At 38.9% G+C, this 24,246-nt stretch carries 18 protein-coding genes and 8 tRNA genes; 5 read left to right on the top strand and 21 right to left on the bottom strand.

Annotation, left to right across the window (positions count from 1 at the left end):
- Window positions 1-33 precede the first annotated feature (33 nt).
- The 10 genes from GJV03_RS04735 to GJV03_RS04690 form a co-directional block, all read right to left on the bottom strand.
- Complete coding sequence (locus tag GJV03_RS04735) at window positions 34-501, bottom strand: DUF2750 domain-containing protein (protein WP_034613763.1); 468 nt, start codon at window positions 499-501, stop codon at window positions 34-36.
- A 75-nt stretch (window positions 502-576) separates the two neighbouring features.
- Window positions 577-652 (bottom strand) — tRNA-Val (locus GJV03_RS04730).
- Window positions 653-837: 185 nt separating this feature from the next.
- Window positions 838-914: transfer RNA gene (locus tag GJV03_RS04725), tRNA-Asp, on the bottom strand.
- Between the two features lie 8 nt (window positions 915-922).
- Window positions 923-998: transfer RNA gene (locus GJV03_RS04720), tRNA-Val, on the bottom strand.
- 107 nt (window positions 999-1,105) lie between these two features.
- A tRNA-Asp gene (locus tag GJV03_RS04715) sits at window positions 1,106-1,182 on the bottom strand.
- A gap of 8 nt (window positions 1,183-1,190) precedes the next feature.
- Window positions 1,191-1,266 (bottom strand) — tRNA-Val (locus tag GJV03_RS04710).
- A 72-nt stretch (window positions 1,267-1,338) separates the two neighbouring features.
- Window positions 1,339-1,415, bottom strand: a tRNA-Asp gene (locus GJV03_RS04705).
- Between the two features lie 44 nt (window positions 1,416-1,459).
- Window positions 1,460-1,536 (bottom strand) — tRNA-Asp (locus tag GJV03_RS04700).
- A gap of 23 nt (window positions 1,537-1,559) precedes the next feature.
- Window positions 1,560-1,635, bottom strand: a tRNA-Val gene (locus tag GJV03_RS04695).
- A gap of 282 nt (window positions 1,636-1,917) precedes the next feature.
- The gene (locus GJV03_RS04690) at window positions 1,918-2,316 is read right to left on the bottom strand and encodes a YbaN family protein (protein ID WP_004723787.1); all 399 of its coding nucleotides are present in this window, start codon (window positions 2,314-2,316) and stop codon (window positions 1,918-1,920) included.
- A gap of 225 nt (window positions 2,317-2,541) precedes the next feature.
- Between GJV03_RS04690 and GJV03_RS04685 the strand changes: the two genes are divergently transcribed.
- The 3 genes from GJV03_RS04685 (at window position 2,542) to dapE (ending at window position 4,933) form a co-directional block, all read left to right on the top strand.
- The gene (locus GJV03_RS04685; RefSeq protein WP_154129579.1) at window positions 2,542-3,387 is read left to right on the top strand and encodes a DUF1853 family protein; all 846 of its coding nucleotides are present in this window, start codon (window positions 2,542-2,544) and stop codon (window positions 3,385-3,387) included.
- Window positions 3,388-3,502: 115 nt separating this feature from the next.
- Complete coding sequence (locus GJV03_RS04680) at window positions 3,503-3,643, top strand: entericidin A/B family lipoprotein (protein ID WP_004723791.1); 141 nt, start codon at window positions 3,503-3,505, stop codon at window positions 3,641-3,643.
- 156 nt (window positions 3,644-3,799) lie between these two features.
- Window positions 3,800-4,933 carry a succinyl-diaminopimelate desuccinylase gene (dapE, locus tag GJV03_RS04675; protein ID WP_004723792.1) on the top strand — a complete coding sequence of 378 codons (1,134 nt, stop codon included), beginning with the start codon at window positions 3,800-3,802 and terminating at the stop codon, window positions 4,931-4,933.
- 76 nt (window positions 4,934-5,009) lie between these two features.
- Here dapE and GJV03_RS04670 read toward each other — a convergent pair whose 3' ends face one another.
- The 6 genes from GJV03_RS04670 to pilG all read right to left on the bottom strand — a co-directional run bounded on the left by GJV03_RS04670 (window position 5,010) and on the right by pilG (window position 13,584).
- Entirely contained in the window at window positions 5,010-5,474 is a 465-nt protein-coding gene (locus GJV03_RS04670) for a hypothetical protein (protein ID WP_105714352.1), read from the bottom strand.
- An 8-nt stretch (window positions 5,475-5,482) separates the two neighbouring features.
- On the bottom strand, window positions 5,483-10,009 hold the full coding sequence (locus GJV03_RS04665) for an Hpt domain-containing protein (RefSeq protein WP_154129578.1): 4,527 nt from the start codon (window positions 10,007-10,009) through the stop codon (window positions 5,483-5,485).
- Between the two features lie 145 nt (window positions 10,010-10,154).
- Window positions 10,155-12,224: a methyl-accepting chemotaxis protein gene (locus GJV03_RS04660; RefSeq protein WP_105714354.1), complete on the bottom strand. Its 2,070-nt coding sequence runs from the start codon at window positions 12,222-12,224 to the stop codon at window positions 10,155-10,157.
- A 42-nt stretch (window positions 12,225-12,266) separates the two neighbouring features.
- Window positions 12,267-12,803 carry a chemotaxis protein CheW gene (locus GJV03_RS04655; protein ID WP_004723799.1) on the bottom strand — a complete coding sequence of 179 codons (537 nt, stop codon included), beginning with the start codon at window positions 12,801-12,803 and terminating at the stop codon, window positions 12,267-12,269.
- A 3-nt stretch (window positions 12,804-12,806) separates the two neighbouring features.
- Window positions 12,807-13,175: a response regulator gene (locus GJV03_RS04650; RefSeq protein WP_004723801.1), complete on the bottom strand. Its 369-nt coding sequence runs from the start codon at window positions 13,173-13,175 to the stop codon at window positions 12,807-12,809.
- Window positions 13,176-13,200: 25 nt separating this feature from the next.
- Window positions 13,201-13,584 carry a twitching motility response regulator PilG gene (pilG, locus tag GJV03_RS04645; protein WP_004723803.1) on the bottom strand — a complete coding sequence of 128 codons (384 nt, stop codon included), beginning with the start codon at window positions 13,582-13,584 and terminating at the stop codon, window positions 13,201-13,203.
- 284 nt (window positions 13,585-13,868) lie between these two features.
- On the opposite strand from pilG, the gene GJV03_RS04640 reads away from it, so the two are divergent.
- Together GJV03_RS04640 and GJV03_RS04635 are read left to right on the top strand one after the other, a co-directional pair.
- Window positions 13,869-14,510 carry a hypothetical protein gene (locus GJV03_RS04640; protein WP_105714355.1) on the top strand — a complete coding sequence of 214 codons (642 nt, stop codon included), beginning with the start codon at window positions 13,869-13,871 and terminating at the stop codon, window positions 14,508-14,510.
- A 249-nt stretch (window positions 14,511-14,759) separates the two neighbouring features.
- On the top strand, window positions 14,760-16,475 hold the full coding sequence (locus tag GJV03_RS04635; RefSeq protein ID WP_154129577.1) for a proline--tRNA ligase: 1,716 nt from the start codon (window positions 14,760-14,762) through the stop codon (window positions 16,473-16,475).
- A 96-nt stretch (window positions 16,476-16,571) separates the two neighbouring features.
- Here the strand turns inward: GJV03_RS04635 and GJV03_RS04630 are convergent, their stop codons facing one another.
- The 5 genes from GJV03_RS04630 to GJV03_RS04610 all read right to left on the bottom strand — a co-directional run bounded on the left by GJV03_RS04630 (window position 16,572) and on the right by GJV03_RS04610 (window position 24,104).
- On the bottom strand, window positions 16,572-17,531 hold the full coding sequence (locus tag GJV03_RS04630; RefSeq protein ID WP_105714357.1) for a DUF6160 family protein: 960 nt from the start codon (window positions 17,529-17,531) through the stop codon (window positions 16,572-16,574).
- A gap of 95 nt (window positions 17,532-17,626) precedes the next feature.
- On the bottom strand, window positions 17,627-20,116 hold the full coding sequence (locus GJV03_RS04625; RefSeq protein ID WP_154129576.1) for a DUF6160 family protein: 2,490 nt from the start codon (window positions 20,114-20,116) through the stop codon (window positions 17,627-17,629).
- Window positions 20,117-20,137: 21 nt separating this feature from the next.
- Window positions 20,138-20,890 (bottom strand): DUF6160 family protein, encoded by a 753-nt coding sequence (locus GJV03_RS04620; protein ID WP_004723808.1) that lies wholly within the window; start codon window positions 20,888-20,890, stop codon window positions 20,138-20,140.
- 16 nt (window positions 20,891-20,906) lie between these two features.
- The gene (locus GJV03_RS04615) at window positions 20,907-22,463 is read right to left on the bottom strand and encodes a hypothetical protein (RefSeq protein WP_004723809.1); all 1,557 of its coding nucleotides are present in this window, start codon (window positions 22,461-22,463) and stop codon (window positions 20,907-20,909) included.
- A gap of 261 nt (window positions 22,464-22,724) precedes the next feature.
- Complete coding sequence (locus GJV03_RS04610) at window positions 22,725-24,104, bottom strand: hypothetical protein (RefSeq protein ID WP_105714359.1); 1,380 nt, start codon at window positions 24,102-24,104, stop codon at window positions 22,725-22,727.
- Between the last annotated feature and the right edge of the window lie 142 nt (window positions 24,105-24,246).

The raw sequence follows: 24,246 nt of genomic DNA, 5'->3' as shown, positions 1-24,246 counted from the left end.
GACGTAGAACGCCATATGATTGTTTATACAGCGTTACTGATGTAAGCGAATTTTCCGTGGTAACGGTAAGCGTTTATTGTTTTGAAATAACTCAGGTTGAGTCGTATACATCTGATATAAATAATTTTTGATATCGAGTAAAAATTTATTTGTCGAAACTAAAATATTCCGCCCTTCAGGGGTTAAATTTATAGAAATTGCGGTATTATTTTGTTTGATAAAAGGAATCATCTGTTCAATAAAAACAATGAGTTCAACTTCTTGAACTGCGTAACGGCTCCAGTTATCTTTAATCAGAAGTTGTGCCAAATTTTTACTTTGCCAAACAGCTAAAGACTGTTGCCCTGTCGGTGATGCGCACAAAGCCCAGCCATCATCATACAGAACAAAAACCTTAGTTTGCGAAACAATCATTTCGACAAAATGTTTGTATTGGTCTAGGGTTTGAACTGAGTTTTTTTGAGTTGAAGACGCAGCTTTACGTTGATATGGATTTCTCATAGAAAATTTATTTTTAAAATACTTATGCTTATATATTATACAGAAGTTCTAAACAAATAACTAGATTGGAAAATTTGGTGGGCGCTGACGGGATCGAACCGCCGACATTCTGCTTGTAAGGCAGACGCTCTACCAACTGAGCTAAGCGCCCTGAGTGTGGATAAACAAAGTTGTTTACTCTGTTTGAACCTATAAGAAAATCGATGATTTAATCTTAAGTTCTATCCTAAAGATGGGGAGTAAGCGATATGAAGTCTATAATGTTTGATCTCTAAAAATCAAAAAACTTCAAATTCTTACAATTCCAAATATCTTGATCTCAGGAAATAAGATAAATGGCGCAGCGGACGGGACTCGAACCCGCGACCCTCGGCGTGACAGGCCGATATTCTAACCAACTGAACTACCGCTGCGTTGTATATGGTGGGCGCTGACGGGATCGAACCGCCGACATTCTGCTTGTAAGGCAGACGCTCTACCAACTGAGCTAAGCGCCCTGAGTGAGGATCATCACAATATTACTTTATCAGAACATAAAAGAAAACAATATTCCCTTTCAAATTCTTATACATCCAAATATCTTGATCTCAGGAAATAAGATAAATGGCGCAGCGGACGGGACTCGAACCCGCGACCCTCGGCGTGACAGGCCGATATTCTAACCAACTGAACTACCGCTGCATTGTATATGGTGGGCGCTGACGGGATCGAACCGCCGACATTCTGCTTGTAAGGCAGACGCTCTACCAACTGAGCTAAGCGCCCTAAACTAGAATAAATAAAAAACTATTTAGACTCTAATTCAGTATTACATGTCACTGCAAAATCATTCTAAAGTGGCGCAGCGGACGGGACTCGAACCCGCGACCCTCGGCGTGACAGGCCGATATTCTAACCAACTGAACTACCGCTGCACTTTAACAAATGAATTGCTATACATACGATGATTGAATTTAAGTGGCGCAGCGGACGGGACTCGAACCCGCGACCCTCGGCGTGACAGGCCGATATTCTAACCAACTGAACTACCGCTGCACTAAAAATTCAACGTTAAAGCTTGGTGGGCGCTGACGGGATCGAACCGCCGACATTCTGCTTGTAAGGCAGACGCTCTACCAACTGAGCTAAGCGCCCTAACGACTTCATCGTTTGTGAGGTGCATTATAGAGAATCTTTACTGAGTGTCAAACGCTTTTCTCGATGTTTTACCTATTTTAGGTTTGAGTGATTAAAAAATAGATCATTTTAGTTTAAATTGGTGTTTTTTGTTTATTATTTATCTATTTATAAGGTTTTAAAACCTGTATTTTAATTAAATTGAGTTGATCATTTAATCAATATTTTAACCCTATTATCTATTTGCTCTAAACTTAATAAAATATTCAGTACTGAATGATCAAGAATATCAAATAAAGACTATTCGGATTTATCCATTTCATTCAGATTTTTTACAATAGGTTTTGGTTCAGGGCGCAACCAAAGCCAGATAGCCACAATCAACATGGTCACATCGGTAAAAATTTTCACAGCCAGTGGCGCATTGGTGAATAACATGATCACCCCACTGATCAACATCATAATACTGGCGATCCACTTTGCTTTACGTGGCACAGTCCCATTTTCACGCCAAGCACGAAGCGTTGCACCATATTTTGGATGATTGAGTAACCAAGCATCAACCTGTGGCCAACCTTTTGATGCCGCCCAAGCGGCCAAGATGAGGAAAACTGTCGTTGGCATTCCCGGTAATATTGCCCCAATAAACCCGAGTACAATAAAAACAATCACCAATGTTCGCCAAAACAAAACTTTCATAGATTAACTCAATCTGCCCATTCGACTAGTATACCGCCCAAATGATTTTGCCAGTATATTTTAAATCAATTGAAATCATTGTATTTTAAAATCACGGTGTTCATCATTTCCAATACAGTCAAATTGAGCTTGCATGTTTATCCACTTATTTGCTTGAATCTCAACACGCTAAAGACCTTTTCTTAAAAATAAACTGAGTGAGTCTTCAGTTTAGGACAGCATACAATGACAGACTACTTTGAACCTTGGTTAAAGTACAAACATCCTATTGTTCGTCAATTGGCTTTTTGCATTGCCAGTCCCAATATTATTCAACATCTGCCTGATGAATTAGAAATTAAAAATCGTTTTGAAGTACACACCACGGCGTTTTGGCAACAACAATATATAGATTTTCAAACGCGCTTAGATCAACTTGATCATGACCCCACCCCACTCATTGAGTTTGTACAACGGCTTAAAAGCACACGTTTAGGCTTACGCTTTGAGTATTTATTTTGGTTCTGGTTACAAGATCAAGCCAATCAACACTATCAACTGATTCAGCATAGTATCCAAATCATTGAAGCAAAGAATACATTAGGCGAAATTGATTTCCTTGTTCGTAATCATGCCACAAAACAGATTGAGCATTGGGAAGTTGCTTTAAAGTACTATTTAGGCGAATCAAACTTACACTTAAAGCATTGGTATGGTCTAAATCGTAGCGACACCCTTTTACGAAAACTGAATCATTTCTCAGAAAAACAATTTCAATTTACCCAGGCTTTAGATCTTAAAATTGAAAAGAAACTGGCTGTGATGAAAGGACAGCTTTATCTGCCTCACAATAAAGACGGTGTTGCATCCCCCTCATGGATCAATACGCAACGTCGATTGGGGCAATGGGGACATCACATTGCACAAGATTTTTACCGCCTACAACGGCATGAATGGATTTGTCCAGATCTAAAGCAAAGTTCAGCTACTGCCCAATTTTGGTGTAATGGTTTATACCATGATACCCATAGCCTGCAATTTTATATGTACCGCCAAGCCCCTCTGGCGCTTTTCTTTGACATAAATGCTTAATTATTCACGTTTCTTATACACGGTTTAACCAATCCACTCATAAAAACATAACGATATATTGACCCGATGCTCGTATACTAAAATTCTAATTAACGCGTGAAACACGGAGATAGTAATGAAAAAAATTTTAGCAGTTTCAATGTTATTCGCTTTTGTTTTAGCTGGTTGCAACACATTTAAAGGTGTTGGTAAGGATGTATCTAAAGCGGGGGATGCTGTTACGAATTCTGCAGAAAAAGTTGAAAATAAATTGTAAGACTCAACTTCATTCTACAACATGAGCCTTATCTCAATAGATAAGGCTTTTTTAATGCCAATTTAAATAGTTTTATCCTTTCTCAAGCTTTAAGGTTTTCATTCGGTTTTATCTTCCTCTATTATATTGTTCAATTTACTTACTTGATCAATGTCCATGAATCATTCGGATACCTTAGAACTGAGTTTACAACTTCTTCGTCAGCCTTCCGTGACACCTATAGACCATACCTGCCAAACTATCATGGCAGATCGTCTGTCTGCTATTGGCTTTAATATTGAAAATATGCGTTTTGAAGATGTTGATAATCTTTGGGCAAGACGCGGAACGGCATCTCCAGTTTTCTGTTTTGCAGGTCATACCGATGTTGTGCCTACAGGTCATCTAGATGCATGGGAGTCTGATCCATTCCTACCTGAAATTCGTGATGGCAAACTCTATGGTCGTGGCAGTGCTGATATGAAAACAGCATTGGCTGCAATGGTGGTTGCATCTGAACGTTTTGTAAAGAATCATCCCAACCATAAAGGTTCTATTGCTTTTTTAATCACCTCTGATGAAGAAGGCCCTTCTATCAATGGTACGGTTAAAGTTGTCGAAACCTTAGAAGCACGTAATGAAAAAATGACATGGTGCCTTGTCGGTGAGCCTTCAAGTACAGATACGCTGGGCGATATCGTAAAAAATGGCCGTCGTGGTTCATTAAATGCAGTGTTAACGGTAAAAGGGAAACAAGGCCATGTTGCCTACCCACATTTAGCCATCAACCCCATTCATACCGCGTCAAAAGCCTTAGCTGAACTATGTGATACGGTGTGGGACAATGGCAATGAATACTTCCCCGCAACTTCATTCCAAGTTTCCAATATTCAAGCAGGTACAGGCGCAACCAATGTTGTACCCGGCACGATGACCGTTACCTTTAACTTCCGTTACTCAACTGAAGTGACTGCAGATCAACTCAAATTACGTGTTCTTGAGATTTTAGATCGCCATCATGTTGATTATGATATTGAGTGGACGTTATCAGGTTTGCCATTCTTAACCCCAGTCGGTGAATTGGTCAATGCTGCACGAACTGCAATTAAAAATGTGACAGGGACAGAGACCGAACTTTCAACCAGTGGTGGGACTTCTGATGGTCGTTTTATAGCACCGACAGGCGCTCAAGTGCTTGAGTTAGGTGTTTTGAATGCAACGATTCATCAAATTAATGAGCATGTGAATATTGCTGAATTAGAGCCTTTGGCTGAAATCTACGAACAAATCTTAGTCGAATTACTCGCTTAAGCTGAGCGATTCTCACTAAGTAAAAAAGGACGCAAATGCGTCCTTTTTTACAGATAAGCTTTGAAAGCATTGCAGATCAAGCCTTCTTTATCCCAATCTGTAACTGGATTTGATCCAAATCCGGCACATGATAAGTCTTATCGCCAATTTTCACATATTGTAAAATCGTCTTATCTTTGATGCTATCCTCTGCGTCGACCACTTCTGAAATCCGGAGCCGTATCGAGCTTGGCATTTCATTGCACATCAAGGCAAAACGCTCGTCTGCATCTTCCCCTTCAATGATCAGTGCGACACCCAGGGTCTTTTTAGGATCACTGACACTAAATGTCGGTAACTTCTTTTCATGCCATTCCACGACATTGACATAGGTTGGACTATTCTGAGCAGAAAGCACCACATTTTGGGGTAATAACATTGGTGCTTTATCATAACAATCAATAATATATGCATCAATAAACCCAGTAGACACCGTAATTAAATGCTGTAATTCCCGTGTGCTAATTTTATCAATTGCAGACTTTTCGATATTCTTTGTCATGAGCGTTCCTATTTAACCGTCAACAAAGCTTCAATATTTTCCAATAAATCAGCTTCTTGGAATGGTTTACCCATATAATTTGTCACACCTAAGCTAAATGCCCGTTCACGATGTTTTTCACCTGTTCGTGACGTAATCATGATGATTGGCAAATCGCGGTGAATTTCATGATGGCGAACCAAGTTGGTGACTTCAAAACCATCCATTCGAGGCATTTCAATATCCAGCAACATCAAGTCTGGTTTGACATTTTCAAGTTGCTCAATCGCATCCACACCATCTTTCGCAGTAATCACATCGAAACCTTGGCGTTCAAGCAAACGTGAAGTGACCTTACGAACGGTAACTGAGTCATCCACGATCATAATCAAACGGCGTTGATCACGATGACGTTGTTTATCATGTTGAAGATGTTCAGCGCCACCTCGGGTAGATGCTTGAACTTGTCGTGCAATATTTTGTCCATCCAAAATCAAACACACCTGACCATCACCCAGAATGGTTGCACCCGCAATCGCATTGATGGTAGCAAACTGCTTACCAATCGGTTTAACCACAATTTGTGAACGTGAACCAATTAACTGATCAACCAGAATGGCAATGGATTGCCCCAAGCTTCCCTTGATCAACAACACTGGTAATGAATGTGCAAGTCCATGTAACCGTGGAGTGACTTGATTCGAGGTAAACTCACCTAAATAACGTAGCTTATAGCTTTGGAAATCGATATCAAAATAGTCATTTTGAGTTTCAAAATATTCTTCCAAAGCGGCTGGTGAAATTCGAACAATACGATCAATTTGAGATAATGGGACTGCAAATTGCTGATCACCGACTTTCACCATCAAGGCATCGCTGACCGCAACTGTTGTAGGTACGGTAATCGTAAAGGTTGAACCATGCCCCAACTCAGAACTGACACTCACTTGTCCACCAAGTGATTTAATTTCACTTTGCACAACATCCAAGCCAACACCACGACCAGAGATTTGTGTCACTTGCTGTGCTGTACTAAAACCTGGATGGAAAATAAACTGTAGGATTTCCTCAGGCTCTAACTGCTGATCAGTTTTGATTAAGCCTTTTTCGATTGCTTTATCACGAATAACTTTTGGATCAATTCCTTTACCATCATCTTTAAACGATACAAGCACATCTGTACCTTGACGACTAATATTCAAATCAATTCGACCTGTCAACGCTTTGCCCGACTTCTGACGCTGTTCCGCATCTTCAATCCCGTGGTCAATCGCATTACGCAACATATGCTCTAACGGTGAAACTAATTTTTCCAGAATATTACGATCCAACTCCCCTTCAGTATTATTGACTAAAAGCTCAGTGGGTTTATTCACGGTTGAAGAGGTCTGACGAACCAAACGCTGTAATCGAGGCAACAATCTTGAGAATGGTACCAGACGAGTACGCATCAAGCTTTCCTGAATTTCAGCTTGAATACGAGATTGCTGAAGCAATAAACCTTCAGTATCACGAATCTTTTCAGCCAACGTGGTCTTAAAATCAACCAAGTCAGATGCAGATTCAGCCAACGATTTTGATAACTGGTTTAGAGATGAATATTGGTCCATTTCTAAAGGGTCAAAATCTGCATAGCGAGCGCTTAAATCACCATGTTTTGCAATAATTTGGCTTTCTAACTCACCTTCCATACGGCGTAGCTGATCAGCCAAACGTTGAATAGCCAACTCCATATCAGTCAAGGTATTCCCTAACTGCCCCAAATCCATCTCAATACGTGAACGGTTGATCGCGTTTTCACCAGAAAGGTCAATCATTTTTTCAACCAAATCCGCAGAGATACGAATCATCTCATTGTTGGATTCAGTTTTTTGTGAAAGATCCCATTCACCCAGCATTGACGGTGGCTCAGTACCATCCCCCTGAACAAACTCACTGATTGATTGCTCAAAGATTAAATTTGTTCGAGATAATTTTTCTGGAAGCTGTGCAGAAACATCAACATATTCAATGCCATGTAAACTCGACTTTAAGCCTTCAAAGTTATCGTAGTGATGTTTAAAGATTGCTGCATCTAGCCAATGAAAGGTTTTTTCCAGTAAACCATCATAAACATTCGAGTTAAAATTATGTAAACCAAATTGCTCAAATGCATTTTCTAATTCATATGCAATATCAGCAACTTCTTCCAATTTCACCATTTTTGCACCGCCTTTTAAGCTGTGTGCAATACGTTGTAATTGGAGTAGGAAGCTACGGTTGCTACGCTGATCAAACCATTGAGATAAAATGCTTAAACCATCATCAATCAGCTCTCTTGCTTCTTCGATAAAGGTTTCTCGGGCAACAACTTCAACAGGATCTAAACCTGCATCTTGATTTGCATCTATAAACAATTGAGTAGCATCAATTGCAGGTTGTTGATCTTGATCCGAGGGTTCAGTTTCAAGCAATTCTGGAGTTTGATCAATCGCTAAAACGATATCGTCTTCAACATATGCGACTTCATGTAAATCTGCTGAATCATGGCTAAATTGTGGTTCAACCACTGTTGGCGCTTGAACAGTTTCAATCGGATCTTGCTGATCGATATTGTGTAAAACATTGAGAATATGAGTTGCAGGATAATCAATTGTTTTTTCACGAATCATTTGAATGCGATCTGCCACATCATCTTGAATTAAACGAATTGCTTGAATAATGTGTGGTTCTGCTTTGAGTTGACCTTTAATCACGCGTTCATAAATGGTTTCTAACTCATGCGCAATCAAACCAATATGGGTCGCTTGCACCATATTTGCACCACCTTTTAAGGTATGCAAATAACGCATCAAATTGTTTAGTGCTGTTGTGTCATCAGGATGAATTGACCAAGTATTTAAGTCATGGTCCATCCCAACCAACAACTCGTCAGCCTCTTCAATAAAAATGTCGAGGACATCAGCATCAAATTCACGTTGACTATGTTCTGATTCAATATTCTGTTTATCCAGATTAATTTGCGTCAGTACATAGTTCCCTACTGATTCAACAGGGTTCGCTGCAATTGAGACTGTATCTGGCTGCTGTTCAGTGTCTAGCGCAGTCCTTGTTTCAACACTTTGACCATCAACACCTGTGTCTATTTCTTGGTGTAAATAGTCATGTAACTCAGCCAAAATCGCTTGTGTTGATTCATTTAGGCTGACTCTTTGTCCTGATGCCAAAGTATCGAATAAATGAATAAATTCTTGATGAGCCTTAGAAAACATTTCAAAAGCATAATCAGTATTTAATAAGTCAGGCTTGCGAATAACTTGTTCATAACCATCTTTTAAAGCGAGACTAAAATCATGAATGCCTTGTGCAGCACGATTATTGGTATGATCTATCAACATCTGCGCTTGTTGAGCCAGTTGTTGGAAATATGCTGGATATTCAACTTGGGCGCGTTTATCAAACTCAAACTCGGCATCAAGTAATAGATCGATCTCAAGATCAACCAATTGTGTGACTAAACCCGTTTGTGAATGTTGATATTGATGTTGGAAATCGTAGCGCTCCCAAGCATCATTAAATTTTTGATAAATGGTTTGTAGCTCAACAGCTTGATTACCTTTCAGCTTTAAAACATAGAGATAATCACTGACAAATTCAGCATAGTAAGTCAGTAGCGCATTTTCATTTTTTGAGGACTCGGTATCTTCTTGAACCAATACTTTAAATAAATGCTCGACCTTACCACTTGCTTCAAAGACCTCATTGACATGCGCCATTGAAGAACTGCCACGCAAAGTATGCAAGGCACGAATCAAGCGATTATATTGATCAGGCGTATGTTCTTCTAAGTGCAAAAAGTCTTTAATTGCCGCCAGATGCTCCTCTGACTCTTCAACAAAGATTTCCAAGGTTTCAGAGGTTAAACTATCATCTGCAACAGTCGATTCAACTGCCACTTCTTCTTCAGTCGTATCTGTAGAGCCATCTGCAACGAGATCAACCACATGCGGAGTGGTCACTGAGGTTACTTCTGCTGTTGTATTATCTTCACCAATCTCCAAACCAGTAATGACATTTTCATTATCCAGTGTATTTGATAATGCCAATAACTCATCTAAAGCAGGTTCTAAGCTTTGTTTCTGTTGTAGCTGTTGCCCCAAATACACCAAAGGTGCTAAATCTAAATGATGCGGTTTTCGATTTAAAAACTCTGAGTAGAGTTTGAATTTATAAATATTAAATACTGCGCTTACATAGTGTTGAATCTCGGAAGTAAGTTCCAGATTTTTCGTAATAATACGATTTAATGTATCTTCAACAGTCCAAGCAAGTTCACCAGAACGTTTAGCCCCCACCATACGCCCAGACCCCTTAAGCGTATGAAAATAACGGCGAATATTGACCAATTCGGTATCTTTAAACTCTTCGAGTTGCCATCGATCAAGAGAGGTTTGTAGCTGTTCAAAAATTTCTTCAAGTTCTTCTACAAAAATTTCTAAAATTTCCTCATCCTGACCAAGATACGCATCTTCAGGTAAAGTAACGTGTTCCACTAAATGTTTTAATATTTCTTTCATAGCTCAGGCTTCTATGTTAGTTCCCGTCTTTGGGACTAAAACCTTTCAAAATACAGTCAAGCTGAATGGCTTTAGAAGGCGTTCCATTCTGTGCAATAGCCACTTGTTACAGTCGATATTGCACATATATAAAGTATCAATCGTTTTAGTCAGGCAGTTTAAAGTCTGAAACTGATTGACGTAATGAATCCGCCATACTTGCCAATTCAGAAACCGAACGGGCTGTATCAAATGTTGCACCAGTGGTTTGTGAGGTAATTTCTTGTACGACATTCATCGTATTTGCAATATGACCTGCTGAAGCAGACTGCAATTTCGCTGACTCAGAAATACTTTCAATCAAACCAGCCAAGTTACTTGATACTGTTTGAATCTCACCCAAGGCAACACCCGCATCTTTTGCAAGGTTCGCACCACGCACAACTTCCGAGGTGGTTTGTTCCATTGAAATTACGGCTTCATTGGTATCGGTCTGAATGGTTTTAACCAGTGTTTCAATCTGCTTGGTTGCAGATGCTGAACGTTCAGCAAGACGCTGTACCTCGTCCGCAACCACGGCGAAACCACGACCCGCTTCACCTGCCATAGATGCCTGAATTGCTGCGTTTAATGCCAAGATGTTGGTTTGGTCGGCAATATCATTAATCAGCGATACGATGTTACCAATCTCTTGAGAAGACTCACCCAAACGTTTAATACGCTTAGAAGTTTCTTGAATCTGCTCACGAATCGTATCCATCCCCTCGATTGAACGGTTTACCACATCTGCACCATTTGATGCAATTTGTACAGAACGCTGTGCTACCTCTGCTGATTCAGCAGCATTTGCAGATACGTGGTCAATCGACTGTGCAATTTCATTAATCGCTGTTGATGCCCCTGCAATCTCTTGCGCCTGATGCTCAGAAGCTTCAGCCAACTGGTTAGTAATCTGTTGCGTATTCTGCGTATATTGTGCAACTTCTTGAGAAGTGTCATTAATTCGAGATACCAGGTCACGTAATTGGTCAATCGCAAAGTTAATCGAGTCGGCAATTGCACCAGTAAAGTCTTCCGATACCGTAGCATACGAACTTAAATCACCATCTGCCAAATCGGCAATTTCATCAAGTAAACGTAAAATCGCATTCTGGTTACGGTCATACTCATCTTGTAAACGTGTTACACGAACTTTATCTGACTCACTACGTAAACCGAGTAGTTTAAATACAGCAAATAAGAATGCGCCAAGTGCAAGGAGTAAAATCAATGCAGGTAAAATCGTACCCACACCAGTATTTACCGAAAGTCGATCCAAACCTTTTAATAAATTATCCGATTGCGCAAAGATGTCTGACGATGCCTGACGTACTTTAAAAATCTGATCAGAGTTCTTTAGTACAGAAGTTGATGCCAATTGCACAATTTCATTGTAATCCGCTTTAATACTTTCTAAAGACTCACGTAGTTCAGGTTTATCAATACGTATTACACCTAAATCGGCACTACCATTGAGTTGCGCATTTAAATACGTACCAAATGTTTCGGTATCCGCATTAAAGTCATCTGCTGAAACACGGGTATTCTCTGAACCACTTAATACTGAACCAATAGAACGTAAAATACGTTCCGCAAGGAATACTTGGTTTTTTGCGATAACAACCTGAGTACTTGACATATTGTCACGTGCCATTTGGTCAACCATTGCATTATATTCAGCCTGCATGCCAGGGATCACATCCGCAACAGCGATATTGGTATCATATAATTGGTTAATGATCTTTTGATGTGTCGCAATCATGTCGATATCAGCAGAAACTTGTTTCCATGTTTTTTCAACGTCTTCCACTTGTTTTGAAGATGCATGAATATCTTTGACAACATCTAAGTTTTCTTTAAATTTCTTTTGTGATGCAACTAAAGCCTCTATTGATTTTGTCGAACCTGATCCAGTGGCTTCAGCTGCTTGACGAGATAAGGTCTGTGATAAAAGTTTTAATTCACCCAAGCTACGAGTTAAGTCGTTATTTCGAGGAACTGTATAGAATAGAACCAAAAGCAAAATAATCGCAACGATGATGCTGGCAATTGCCATTTGAATAAATGGCTTTGATTTGTCGCTTTCCCCAAACAACTTAGCAAATTCATCAATTTTTGATTTGGTTTTGGTTAATACGCCTGAACTACTTTTTTGAGCAGTATCCCCTGTATTTTTCTTCTTTAGTTTAAAGCCCATTCAGCTTCTCCCGATTCGCTTAACTCTCATTAGGCGTCAAAGCTAGTTTATAAATTTTTCTGATGCATTCATGTATTGAGGATCATTTAACAAACGACTAAACAAGAATATATTCCAAGCCTGATTATGCTGCTGAAAATATCCCTGACAATAGGTTTGAAGGTTTTCTTCTAATTGATTGTTTTTAGAAAAAAAACCTTTTTTATTAAAATGTTGAATCCCCAAAACCTGATCTACGATCAGACCAACATAGTGGTCATTATGACTAATACATAAGACTTTTTGAGTAGGTAAAAATTGGCTTCTTTGCCCCGTTAAATAAAAAGCCAAATCAGAAACTGACAATAACCGTCCGCGAATATTCGCTAAACCTCTCACCCATCCCTGAACATTGGGAACGGGTGTGTATTTTGGCGGATAAATAACTTCTGAAACCTCACCCAAAGGCGCAACAAAATATTGCCCCATCATTTCAAATGCAATGCCTGACCATCGGTTTACTTCATTTTCATTGTCAGCGTAATTTTTATTTCCTCGCTTAGACAATCGAAGTAATTCGATAAATCCATTTGCTGCCATACATTATCCTGCTTGTAGATGTTGCTTAATCGTACTGATCAGCTGATTCTCATCAATCGGTTTGGTTAAGTAGTCACAAGCCCCTTGACGTTTTCCCCAAACGCGGTCGGTTTCTTGATCTTTAGTACTTACAATCACAATTGGAATATGCTTGGTCGCTGCACCACGTGCGATCTGACGAGTCGCTTGGAAACCATTTACACCAGGCATAACAACATCCATTAACACAAGATCCGGCAATTCAGCTTGCGCGAGTGTAATACCATCTGCACCATTGGTTGCTTCAATCACTTCAAATCCATGCTTAGCTAGAATTTCTTTAAATCTAAACATTTCTGTTGGTGAATCATCAACTATTAAAATTTTTGTCATTATTTCCCCCAAATTAACCGTTCAGTTAAGCAGTCACATGATTGCGAATAGCATTTAATAGTTCATCTTTACTAAATGGTTTTGTTAAATATTCGTCCGAACCGACAACACGACCTTTTGCTTGATCAAATAAGCCATCTTTACTAGATAACATGATGACTGGAATATTTTGATAATTTTGGGAGTTTTTAATCAAAGCGCAGGTTTGGTAGCCATCTAGACGAGGCATCATGATATCGACAAAAACAATATCTGGATTTGCTTCAGCAATTTTAGATAAGGCTTCAAAACCGTCTACAGCAGTGACAACTTCACAACCTTCTCTTTGTAATAATGTTTCAGCAGTACGACGAATGGTTTTAGAATCATCGATCACCATGACTTTTAGATTTTGAAATTTATCGTCCATTTAATGCCCCTTTCCGTAAGCTTGGAATGAATTGTGCTGTACAGATTTATTTTTACAATTAATCATGTTTTTTTAACATATATTAACTCACTTTATCAATGAACATTTCTTGTCGGAAATCTCACTTCAAACAGTAAAACACAGTAAAGCTCACATAAAAAAAAATATTCTGCTTTTTTTTAGAAGTTAATTGTTTATTAAAATTTTGTAACCACATAAAATGACCAAAGATAGTTTCAAAATCATATAACTTACATTGATTTTTTGGGGATGGTAGACTTTAAATGGATAGAATAATCTATTACCAAAATATAGCGTCAAAAACAAAAAAAATATGCAATACCGCCCTTTCAGTCAGCTTACTCATCTGTACTTTATCGGTCTATGCCGATACGCCTCAGGCTAAAGCGGTATGGTATCGATATTATGATAAAAATGGGGTGGCCAATATCAGTACCTCGGTTACACCAGCACACATAAAAAATGGTTATGAAGCGCTGGATCGCAACATGCAAGTGATCAAACGTAATCATGCTTATAATGTCGAAAAAGATTTACAGCAATCGACGTCACGCGCATCTGAAGTGCGTAAATTAGAACAAGATGCGCGCTTAAAGCGTGCCTATGGCAACTCATCTGTCGCTGTTAACAAAAGAAATGAACTTCTAAGCAATATAAAACAACAAATAACACTACAAAACCAAACACTTAAACAGCTTCAAAGTGATCGTATTATACTTAAAAGACAAGAAATGGAGTACTACCGCAAAGGTAACTCTGTTCCTGTTACACTCAAAGACCGGATCAAATACAATTCTGAAAACATAGATAAAACAAAGAATTATATTGGAAGCCTACAAGACAACTACCGCAAGACACAAACCTACTATGATGATATTATTAATCGCCTTAAAAAACTTGAATAATCACTTTTTAATTCGAAACTTCTTGACCCTATTGTTGATAAAAACTTAACAAAACAATATAAATGATTTGAACAACCGATCACGATATCGGATAATTTCAAGTTAAAACCGAACTCTGATCGCATCGCCAATATAAGAATAGAAAGTTTTCAATTTAAACAATCATTAAAAATGTTCAGCTTATTTTTTTATCGTATTTTTTTATCGTATAATCATTCCTTTAAATCTAAAAATTTTAGGACAGTTTCCATGCGCGCGAGTCGCTTTTTATTTGCAACGTTAAGAGAAACCCCAAACGATGCTGAAGTCATTTCACATCAGCTCATGTTACGTGCTGGGATGATCCGTAAATTGGCTTCAGGTTTATACACTTGGTTGCCGATGGGTGTACGTGTGCTCAATAAAGTTGAAGCGATTGTTCGTGAGGAAATGAATCGTGCAGGTTCTTTGGAAACATTAATGCCCGTGACGCAGCCGGCTTCACTATGGGAAGAATCTGGTCGTTATGTACAATACGGCCCAGAACTGTTGCGTTTTAAAGACCGCCATAGCAATGACTTTGTTCTTGGTCCTACTCATGAAGAAGTCATTACGGATTTGGCTCGCAATGAATTAAAAAGTTATAAACAACTTCCAATGAATTTCTATCAAATTCAAACTAAGTTCCGTGATGAAATTCGTCCACGTTTCGGTGTGATGCGTTCGCGTGAATTTATTATGAAAGATGCTTATTCTTTTCATGTCGATCAAGCGTCATTACAAGAAACTTATGATGTTATGTACGACACGTATTGCCGAATTTTCACCCGCTTAGGTTTAAATTTTCGCCCTGTTCAAGCAGACACAGGATCGATTGGTGGTTCAGGTTCACATGAGTTTCACGTACTTGCATCAAGTGGTGAAGACGATATCGCTTTCTCAACACAATCTGACTATGCTGCCAATGTTGAAATGGCTGAAGCAGTATTGACTGGTGAACGCGCAGCACCCACCCAAGATCTAAAAATTGTAGACACACCAAATCAAAAAACCATTGCTGATGTTTCTGCATTTTTAAATACAGATCCAGCGCAATCAGTAAAAGCCTTACTTGTACAAGGTATTGCTGATGAAAAGGGTCATGTTCCTGTAATCGCGTTATTCCTACGTGGCGACCATGAGCTCAATGAAATTAAAGCTGAAAAGCATCCACTGATTGCAGCACCTTTAACATTTGCAACAGATGTTCAACTGAATGCTCTTGGTTTAACTGCGGGATTCTGCGGACCACAAGGACTGGTTGAGAAAGGCTTAACTGTGATTATTGACCGTGCAGCCTCTGTGCTTTCAGATTTTGTTGCGGGTGCCAATGAAGTAGATAAGCATGCCACTGGTATCAACTGGGACCGTGATGCAACATTTACCGAAGTTTTTGACTTACGTAATGTGGTTGAAGGTGACCCATCTCCAGATGGTCAAGGCACGATTTTAATTAAACGTGGTATTGAAGTTGGTCATATTTTCCAATTGGGCACCAAATACTCAGAAGCACTCGGTTGTAAAGTTTTGGGTGATGATGGCAAACCATTAGTAGTGACAATGGGCTGTTATGGAATTGGTGTAACCCGTGTAGTTGCTTCCGCGATCGAACAAAACTTTGATGAGAAAGGTATTATTTGGCCATCTGCAATTGCCCCTTTCGAAGTTGCAATTGTGCCAATGAATGCGCAAAAATCTCCACGTACGCTTGAAGCAGCTGAAGCGCTTTATACTGAATTACAAGCTGCAGGCTATGATGTATTACTGGATGATCGTAATGAGCGTCCTGGTGTTAAGTTCTCTGACTTGGAACTAACAGGTATTCCTCACCGTATTGTCATTGGTGAAAAAGGCTTAGATGCAGGTACTTTTGAATATAAAGGTCGTAGAGATGCCGAATCTGTAAATTTAAGCAAAGATGATTTAATGGCTAAATTGGTGAAGTAATTTTTCAACCGCATTAAAAAAGCTCTGAAATAAACTAAACCCTATAAGCACACAACTTATAGGGTTTTTTATGCTTTGGTATTTTATAGACCATCATTACAGACCATTAATTTTTACTTTTAAATCTGTAACTGATGTTCCGATTGCCCCAAAGTTCCCCATCGAGCCATTTTGCAGACCATTAAAAGTCCCTGTCGCACTTGCCCCACTCGTTCCCATAATCATCTGATTGATACCCAGATCAAACTTACTCGATTCACCTGTATTACCAAAGACAAAACCTGTTGGTTCAACGCCAGCATAGAAACCGTTTAATGAAAAACCATTGACCTTATCTGTTCCAGTTAATTGGAAGTTAAAATTTGCACCAATATCACTATCATCCGATAAAAGTGCAATAGCACAGCCTGATCCTGTACCACAAATCGATTGAATTGCACCACCAAAGGCAATCATACGCCCTTGAGGCGCATTGCCAAACTGTAAATTAATGGTGGGTTTGGATGCAGCAAAGTTGATATCAAAACCATCACTCAGTTTTAAAAATTTAATGACATCGGATTTTTCACTGGTACCTGTAAAAATAGATTGATATCCAGCAGGCCCTGAAGATGAACTCGCTCCAGCCAAGTAAAGCGCAAATGGTGAAACTTTAATCCCCGTAATATTGCTTCCGAAGCTCATTCCAATATTGGCAAAAGGTTTACCACTTGCTCCACCTGTAGCACCCCCATCGGTATCCATGACTATATTCATGGTTGGGGTGTTTGAAGCGCCTAGAAAAGTAATATCAACACTTTGGTCAGCAACCGTACCAGCACTTTTACCCGCAAGAACCAGCGATGCTTTATTTGCATCATTCACAGTTGAGCCTAATCCGTCACGATCAATAATTGAAATTTGATTGAGTTGAACTTTACTCAGATTTATACCAACATTTATCCCATCTTGCCCCGTTGTTTGGGAAAGACTTTGATCATCCATAGGTTCCATTGCCAGCGCAATTGGACTCAGTATCAATAATGATATACATCCTAGGTTTCTATTTTTTTTCATTATCCTAATCCTTAGGAAAATTTATATACTGCCTACCACATCACAGTCTAATCAGAAATTCTGTACGATAAAAGCACAAGCCGACCAATAACGAATTAATTCCGTGGAACAATGTTGAATTCACTGGTCAACCGGCCTCCTGTTAACGCAATTTCACCTAAGCGCGCACCTGATACTAAAGCACCATTTATAGATGGAGGATAGAAGTTTAAATCTCTCGCTCTAAATACACCGCCGACTGACTGTGTTGGATTAAATTGTAAACTTGCATTAAATCCAACCTGACCAGTCCCACTCGTTGAGTTTTTACTGAGCACAATAGCATTGTTAAAGCGAATATCACCCGTCAAGTTATCTAAACCGAGTATAGAACCATTGACAGGATCACTAATCTGGATGGTGTTATTTGTAGCTGCTAATTTTAAATCACCGACCACAGTTAAACGATTGCCTGTGCCATCTGCTTTAATTTCACTATTTGGAATAAGTGACAAATCCATATCACCACCAAAGCGAAGTTTTAGACCAAACAAGACATCATCACTTTTGGCGAAATTATTGGAATCAGATGCTCCCTTGTTGCCACAAGCGACACTTGCTGTCGCAATACCACCTGCACATGATGCATAGGTTGTTCCAGGTAAATAACCTGCCGCAACTTCAGCTGCCATCACCACCAACATATTTTTTAAACTTAAATTTAAACTTCCGTTTTCAACTCCAATACTGCCATTACCTTTCAGCAACATATCGATGTTTCTTAAACCTAAATAATAGTCTTTAGAGGTACCCGCAATTGGAATACCTGCATCATTTTTCACCTGACCACCATCAATCACCAGAATCGAGGTTGTTTTATTGCCAAGCTTAGTTGTACCATTTTTATCCACACCCTCTGTACTTAAACCTAAAGAAAAACCGAGTCTAGAGGTTTGCATACCGGCTGTATTTGAGACACTGCTTTTCGCACCATCTGCTGAATAATAATAGGCTTTATCAGCATCAACGGTTGTGCCATACATCGCTAAATTGGCATTTAAGTTATAAAAGGGTAAAGCCAGTCCCCACTGATTATTTAAACCACTCTCTGTAAATAAATTACCAGCAGCAACACCAGCGGCAGTGGTAAATCTCCCTCGTCTAGAGATGGCTTGGAATTCCCCACCACGAATTGAAGCGACCACAGCATAAGGACGATTACCAGCTGATAGGGTCGTATAAATATCTTGTTTATAATCACTTAAATTAGTTAAAGCTTGGCCATTACCAAAACTTGAATTTTGGAAGGTTGTGTTTACAGGTATCGTAACTTGCTTAGAGTCGGTAAGGTTTAAAAAAACATTCCCTGTGTCAAAAGAAGCACGCGTTCCCTTTTGTAAACCGGTTAAATTACCAAACTCAAAACCGTAACTATTTAATCCAGCACCACCAATTTCCAAAGTTGTTGCATCGCCACCACCAGCAAGCATTGTGTCACCTTCTTTGGTGAAATCCGTCTTCATACGAAATGCGATACCAGAACCACCAACAATATCTTTTCCAGTGTCTGCACCACTCGAATTAACAGCAGAACCAATTAAACTACTGGCATTCTGTACACCACGAAATTGCAATGAACCATTCACCATACGCCCACTGGCACCCACGCGAATCAGCCCTTTAGCACCTGTTGGGGTATTATAGCTATCGACATCATAAAGCGATGTAGGATTGATCCCTTTATTATTCACCATAATTTCAAGATTTAAACCCGCATTGGTTGTGGAAGTCCCATTTCCATAACTGCCTGTGTTTATAAAACCCGCCTTTAATGAAGCGGGATCAACCACACGGGTTAAATCTACATAACCATAGTTCGTATCTGGTGCCTGATTTGCACCCGCGATATTACTTCCAGAATTCGTTTGTAATTTAAAGCCTTCAGCTGCATCGATAAACGCAAAACCTTTTCCTTTAAAGTTAAAGTTAAAATTCTTTAAAATCAGTTGATTTAATTGATTTGTGGCACTGCTTTGGCCTAAATAGATGTTGGCATTTTGAAGCCCTAAAGTTAGCTCAACTTGATCTGTTTTACTTAAAAGACCATTGCTTGTTTTTAATCCAATACTGGTATTTGATGCCGTCTGTACCGCTAAATTACCCAACTTTGCACTACAACGCGCCCCACTTGGATCACTATCACAAACACGAAATGAATCGACGGTCATCAGCATAGGAGAGAGTGATAAATCTAAATTCACTCCAGTTTTACCCGCAACAGTGCCCATATTAAGCTTGATATCTGCTTTTAATGGATCTGTAGAGGTATTGCTCTGCTGTATTTTAACCGTATCTGCTGTTGCAACGAGCGCTTGACTGGTTGCATCTGCTTCTGCGCGACCTGCCTGATCTGTCCAGTACAATGTTTTAATATTGGCTTCTTTTAAGCTAGCCTCTATATGTACGCCATCCTGACCATTTATGTTTCTTAAATCGCTATCATCTAAAGCTTGTAATGCATAAACAGGTGCATGTATAGCCAACAAACTCAAAGCCAATGTATTTAAAATAAATCTTTTTCCATATTGTTGTTTTTTAATGTTCATCCCTAAACCCTCAGATTTATTTTAGCAACGCTTATTCATTGTAGAATCACAACTAAACATCATCAGCTTGCCCTGCAGCACAAGATTACCGTTCATTTGTACCCCCATAAAGCCCGTTTCTCGACCGACATCATAATTGTTTGCGGTAGAGCCATTAGCGCCCGTTGTTTGAGGTTTTGCTACATATTTATTGGCTTTTAAATAACCATACTGGCCTTCCGTTGCACCCGATGAGTTTTCCGTAACTGTTCCATCTGGATTAGTTTTACTGGTGAAATCATCTTTTTCGATAGAAAGAGAGTTGAAGCCAAAATTACGAATTTGAATCGGTTGATTCGCATCAAAAGATAACTGAATTGCGGGTTTGATCATCTGCATAGCAGTGGTATTTTTATAGACCAAATCAACACCGTCCAAACCCAATTTCTGGATATTAATCGTCCCTTGTACACCTTTAAAGACCACCCAAAGTTTATTCCCTTCAGTACTACTGGCTAAACCATTTGCATCAACATAGCGATTATTGACAGACAATGCCAAATGACAAAATTGTAATTTCTCACAAATACCGCCAGTACCATTATCAAACTTATAGGCATTATTTGTGGTGTAATATGAATCACTTGCATTAATTTGGTTCAATACCAATTTTAAAGATAAATCGGCACCTGCTTGTCCTTCAACTTGCTGCATGTCTGAATCAGTTAAAGCCTCCATCGCTGCCAAATGAGAACTCACCAAACTGGTTAAAATAAGAAGTACTATTTTTTTCATTATATTTCTTCCTATCCTATAGGCCTTTGGTGGTTATTTTCATATGCTGAATCAGCATTCCATCAATCAAGGCAGATCCTAAGTTATTCTGTGCATTTGAACTGGTGGCATTGTTTAATTGATTAAATGAAACCCCTACAGCCCCTGCTGATTTATCTGCAAGTAAAGTCTTCCCTGCATCCATACTATAAACAGTCCCTATACTAATACTACTGTGTGTTGCCGAACTGCCTTGATAACCCGCTATTGAACTTGTGCCACAGTTATAAACATTACAAGTAGACCCAGTATATGAAGTATCCGCCCCTGTATAATCCGTATAGATCTTCTTATAAATTGATTCTTTATTTGGGATTCTAGCCAGTTCTATACTAAAGTTTGTGCCATCAGATCCGAGAATCAAAGGCTGATATAATGAACCAAGCACCAAATTGGTATTCAAATTATAAATATAAATACCTTCTTTATCTGAAAAAGTCGGTGCTGTTCCGCCATTAATTGCTGGAGTCGACAAGATGTCTTGCGCTGAAGGTGTGGTACAACCATTTAAGTTACCAACCCCACATTCTTGAGTGCTAATCCTAAAAACATGGCTCATCAAATTCGCTGGAGCAGTCCATGAGTTTGCTGTAGATGTTCCCAATAATTTTGAACCATCACCACTATTTAATCGTATAACACCAGCCAAACCTAAAGTATTGTTATAAAAAGCACTCATACCACCCGTATTTGTAGCACCACCGAGCGTTTGGAATAATTGAATTTTACTGCCATTTAATCCAAAACCGTTAAAGATACCTTGTAAGCGAATACGGTTTGCTCGCCCCGTCGCAGTGGTACTAAACCCCTCGCCTAGATTAAATTGATTTGGATCTTTGTCAGCCTTACTTTGATCGCGTACAAAACCATCTGCCCAAAATGCAAGTTTAAGGTTATATGCATCTTCCCCACCAACATCATTGACAAAAGCACTGGTCGTCACTGTTTTCTTATCAGCAGCAAATGAATATAAATTTTCATATAACGGCGCTTCAAAATTTAAATACGTTACAGAACCCGCACCTGCACCAAAGTCAGGTACATTGAGGTCTGTTTTTACATTGAATATCCAAGGGTTGGTTGCAGTTCCCCAGCTTTTAATCGCAGCATTCGCTACGCCATTGGTTGATCCCGCATCCAATCTAAGGTTGGCATTATTGCTGGCATTTTTAGACAACGCTAAACCATATAGATATAAATCAGCTTTCCCGACTGAATGATCACTGGCATTCACAACACCATCTTTATTGGTATCTTGAACGATTGATGACAAAGGTCCCACAGGAACATAATAGATATAGCCTGTGTCTAAACTACGATTTGTAAGCACAGTATCTTGAGTTTGGTTAACTCCAGCGCCCTGAAAAACCATATAAGTGTCTCTAGGCAATAAAGCAATACCTTCGCCTGTGGTATCACTTAACTTTTCATCAGACATTTCTTCAAGTGCGAAGCAAGATTGGCTTAAGCATAAACCAATCAAACTCACCAAAACGGTTTTATGAAATTTTACCGTATAATTGAGTGTAGTCATCCACGACCTTCCTGTGTTATACGATGCTCCGCACCATATTTTATTTTATTTCTTAAATTCCCGACTTCAAACTGCACAAAAATACATATCCTTGTTTATACAGTTTTGTTATGTCTATCACACTTCATACTATGTAATTTTTTTAATTATGACAAAGTTTTTTTGGTTAAAATCTATCATTTCCGACAAATGAATCTTTTTAAACAATAAACCAGTCATAAGGTTTGGCATAATTACTGTTAAAGCATAATAAACATTTGATTAACAAAATTTTAATGAGCCATAGCAGTTTGGAGTGAAATTTTGATTTTTTAATGATAAATTCTTCATTGCCATATCTACAGGACTTGCATTATTAGGCAAATTTGCTGTTCCCAATGGAATATTACCAGTAAGACAACTTAAAGCTAACGAACCACAATACACCCAATTATCTGCTAAAAAGTTGTTTACCTCACCCAGTGCTTCTTTAATAGTTGGCATAGCAATATCAATATTTTTATTTGGTGTAATGTCACCAATATCAATCGGATTTGAAATCTCTAACCACCAACCTTTTTGAGCTACAGATTGCGCTCCTGGCCACTTTATGTCTTGAAATTGTGTGGACAACAAAACAGGAGTGCCATTTAATGTGGCTTTATGGAACAATCCTAAACTTTCATCAATCGTTGCATTAACCTTAAGATTATTTAAGACTCCACTTGTATTTCCTGAAATCTTAATGCCTAAAAGTGTAGTATCAGCAGCCAATTGACCGGAAAGCTGAATATTATTTACAGTTGTCGATGCAGTCAAAAGTGCGGAATTCATACGTTTACCTTCTATTGGTTGCTGCGGTAAAGTAAGAGTTGCTTGTGACGTGGGTGTCAGAGTTATATCATAACTCGTGGTTGTATATGTTGTCCGTATAATACCACAGCCACCAAACAATCCCGTACTACAGGCTTTACCTGCAAGAACGACACCAGTAGCATTATTTGCACCATTCTGTGTAATTGTTATTGGATTTATTGTCGCTTTACCTGTTTGCTGTGCGATCAACATATAACCACTCAGGCTATTTATACCATTAGGTATACCATTATTAGATGCATCAACTGCATTCTCAAGACCAAATGTCATAAGACCTGTAGCTTTTTCTGAACTTAAATTTAGCCCCACGACTTGTCGAGTAGAAGCACTTTCAGGGTTTTTAATTGCAAATTGAATAAACGGGTTGGTTAAAACGGCACTTGATCCTACACGGGCAGCTCGATCAGAAGCACTATCTGTATTTGATGTTGCAGAGTTTCCTAGTCCACTTAATCCCAAATTATCAATATCAATGTCGCAGTTCCCTGCACCATTTACACCACCACAACCTAACTGCAGTTTCTTAATATTTACATTAAGCTCTAATGCTGCCTCCAATCCTAATTTATAAAATCCAATATTTTTATCCCCCCCTGAGCGTTTGGCTTCAAGGTTTGTTGCATCCGTAGGTGCAATATACGATAAACTCATCAGTGCCTGACCTGTAGTTTCAGACAGTTGCTCATCAGACATACTTTTTAAGGTTGTAGGTTGTGCATATACAGTAGTTATTGCAAAGACACTGAATGAAAAAAGTGTTACACACAACAGCTTTATTTTAAGCATGAACATCTCCTTATCCTTAGATTATGTTCAAAATTGTGAAACTCTATTGTTCCAATAACCAAGCCTAATCTTAGATAAACTTCATAAAATTTAGGCTTTTATTGCTATTAAATATATTTTAGTTTTCAATAGAGAAATATAA

The sequence above is a fragment of the Acinetobacter sp. RIT698 genome (genome assembly GCF_009668065.1).
In the GTDB taxonomy this organism is placed as follows: domain Bacteria; phylum Pseudomonadota; class Gammaproteobacteria; order Pseudomonadales; family Moraxellaceae; genus Acinetobacter; species Acinetobacter guillouiae.
Note: the sequence above shows the minus strand (reverse complement) of the source record. Positions and strands in the feature narration are given on the sequence as shown.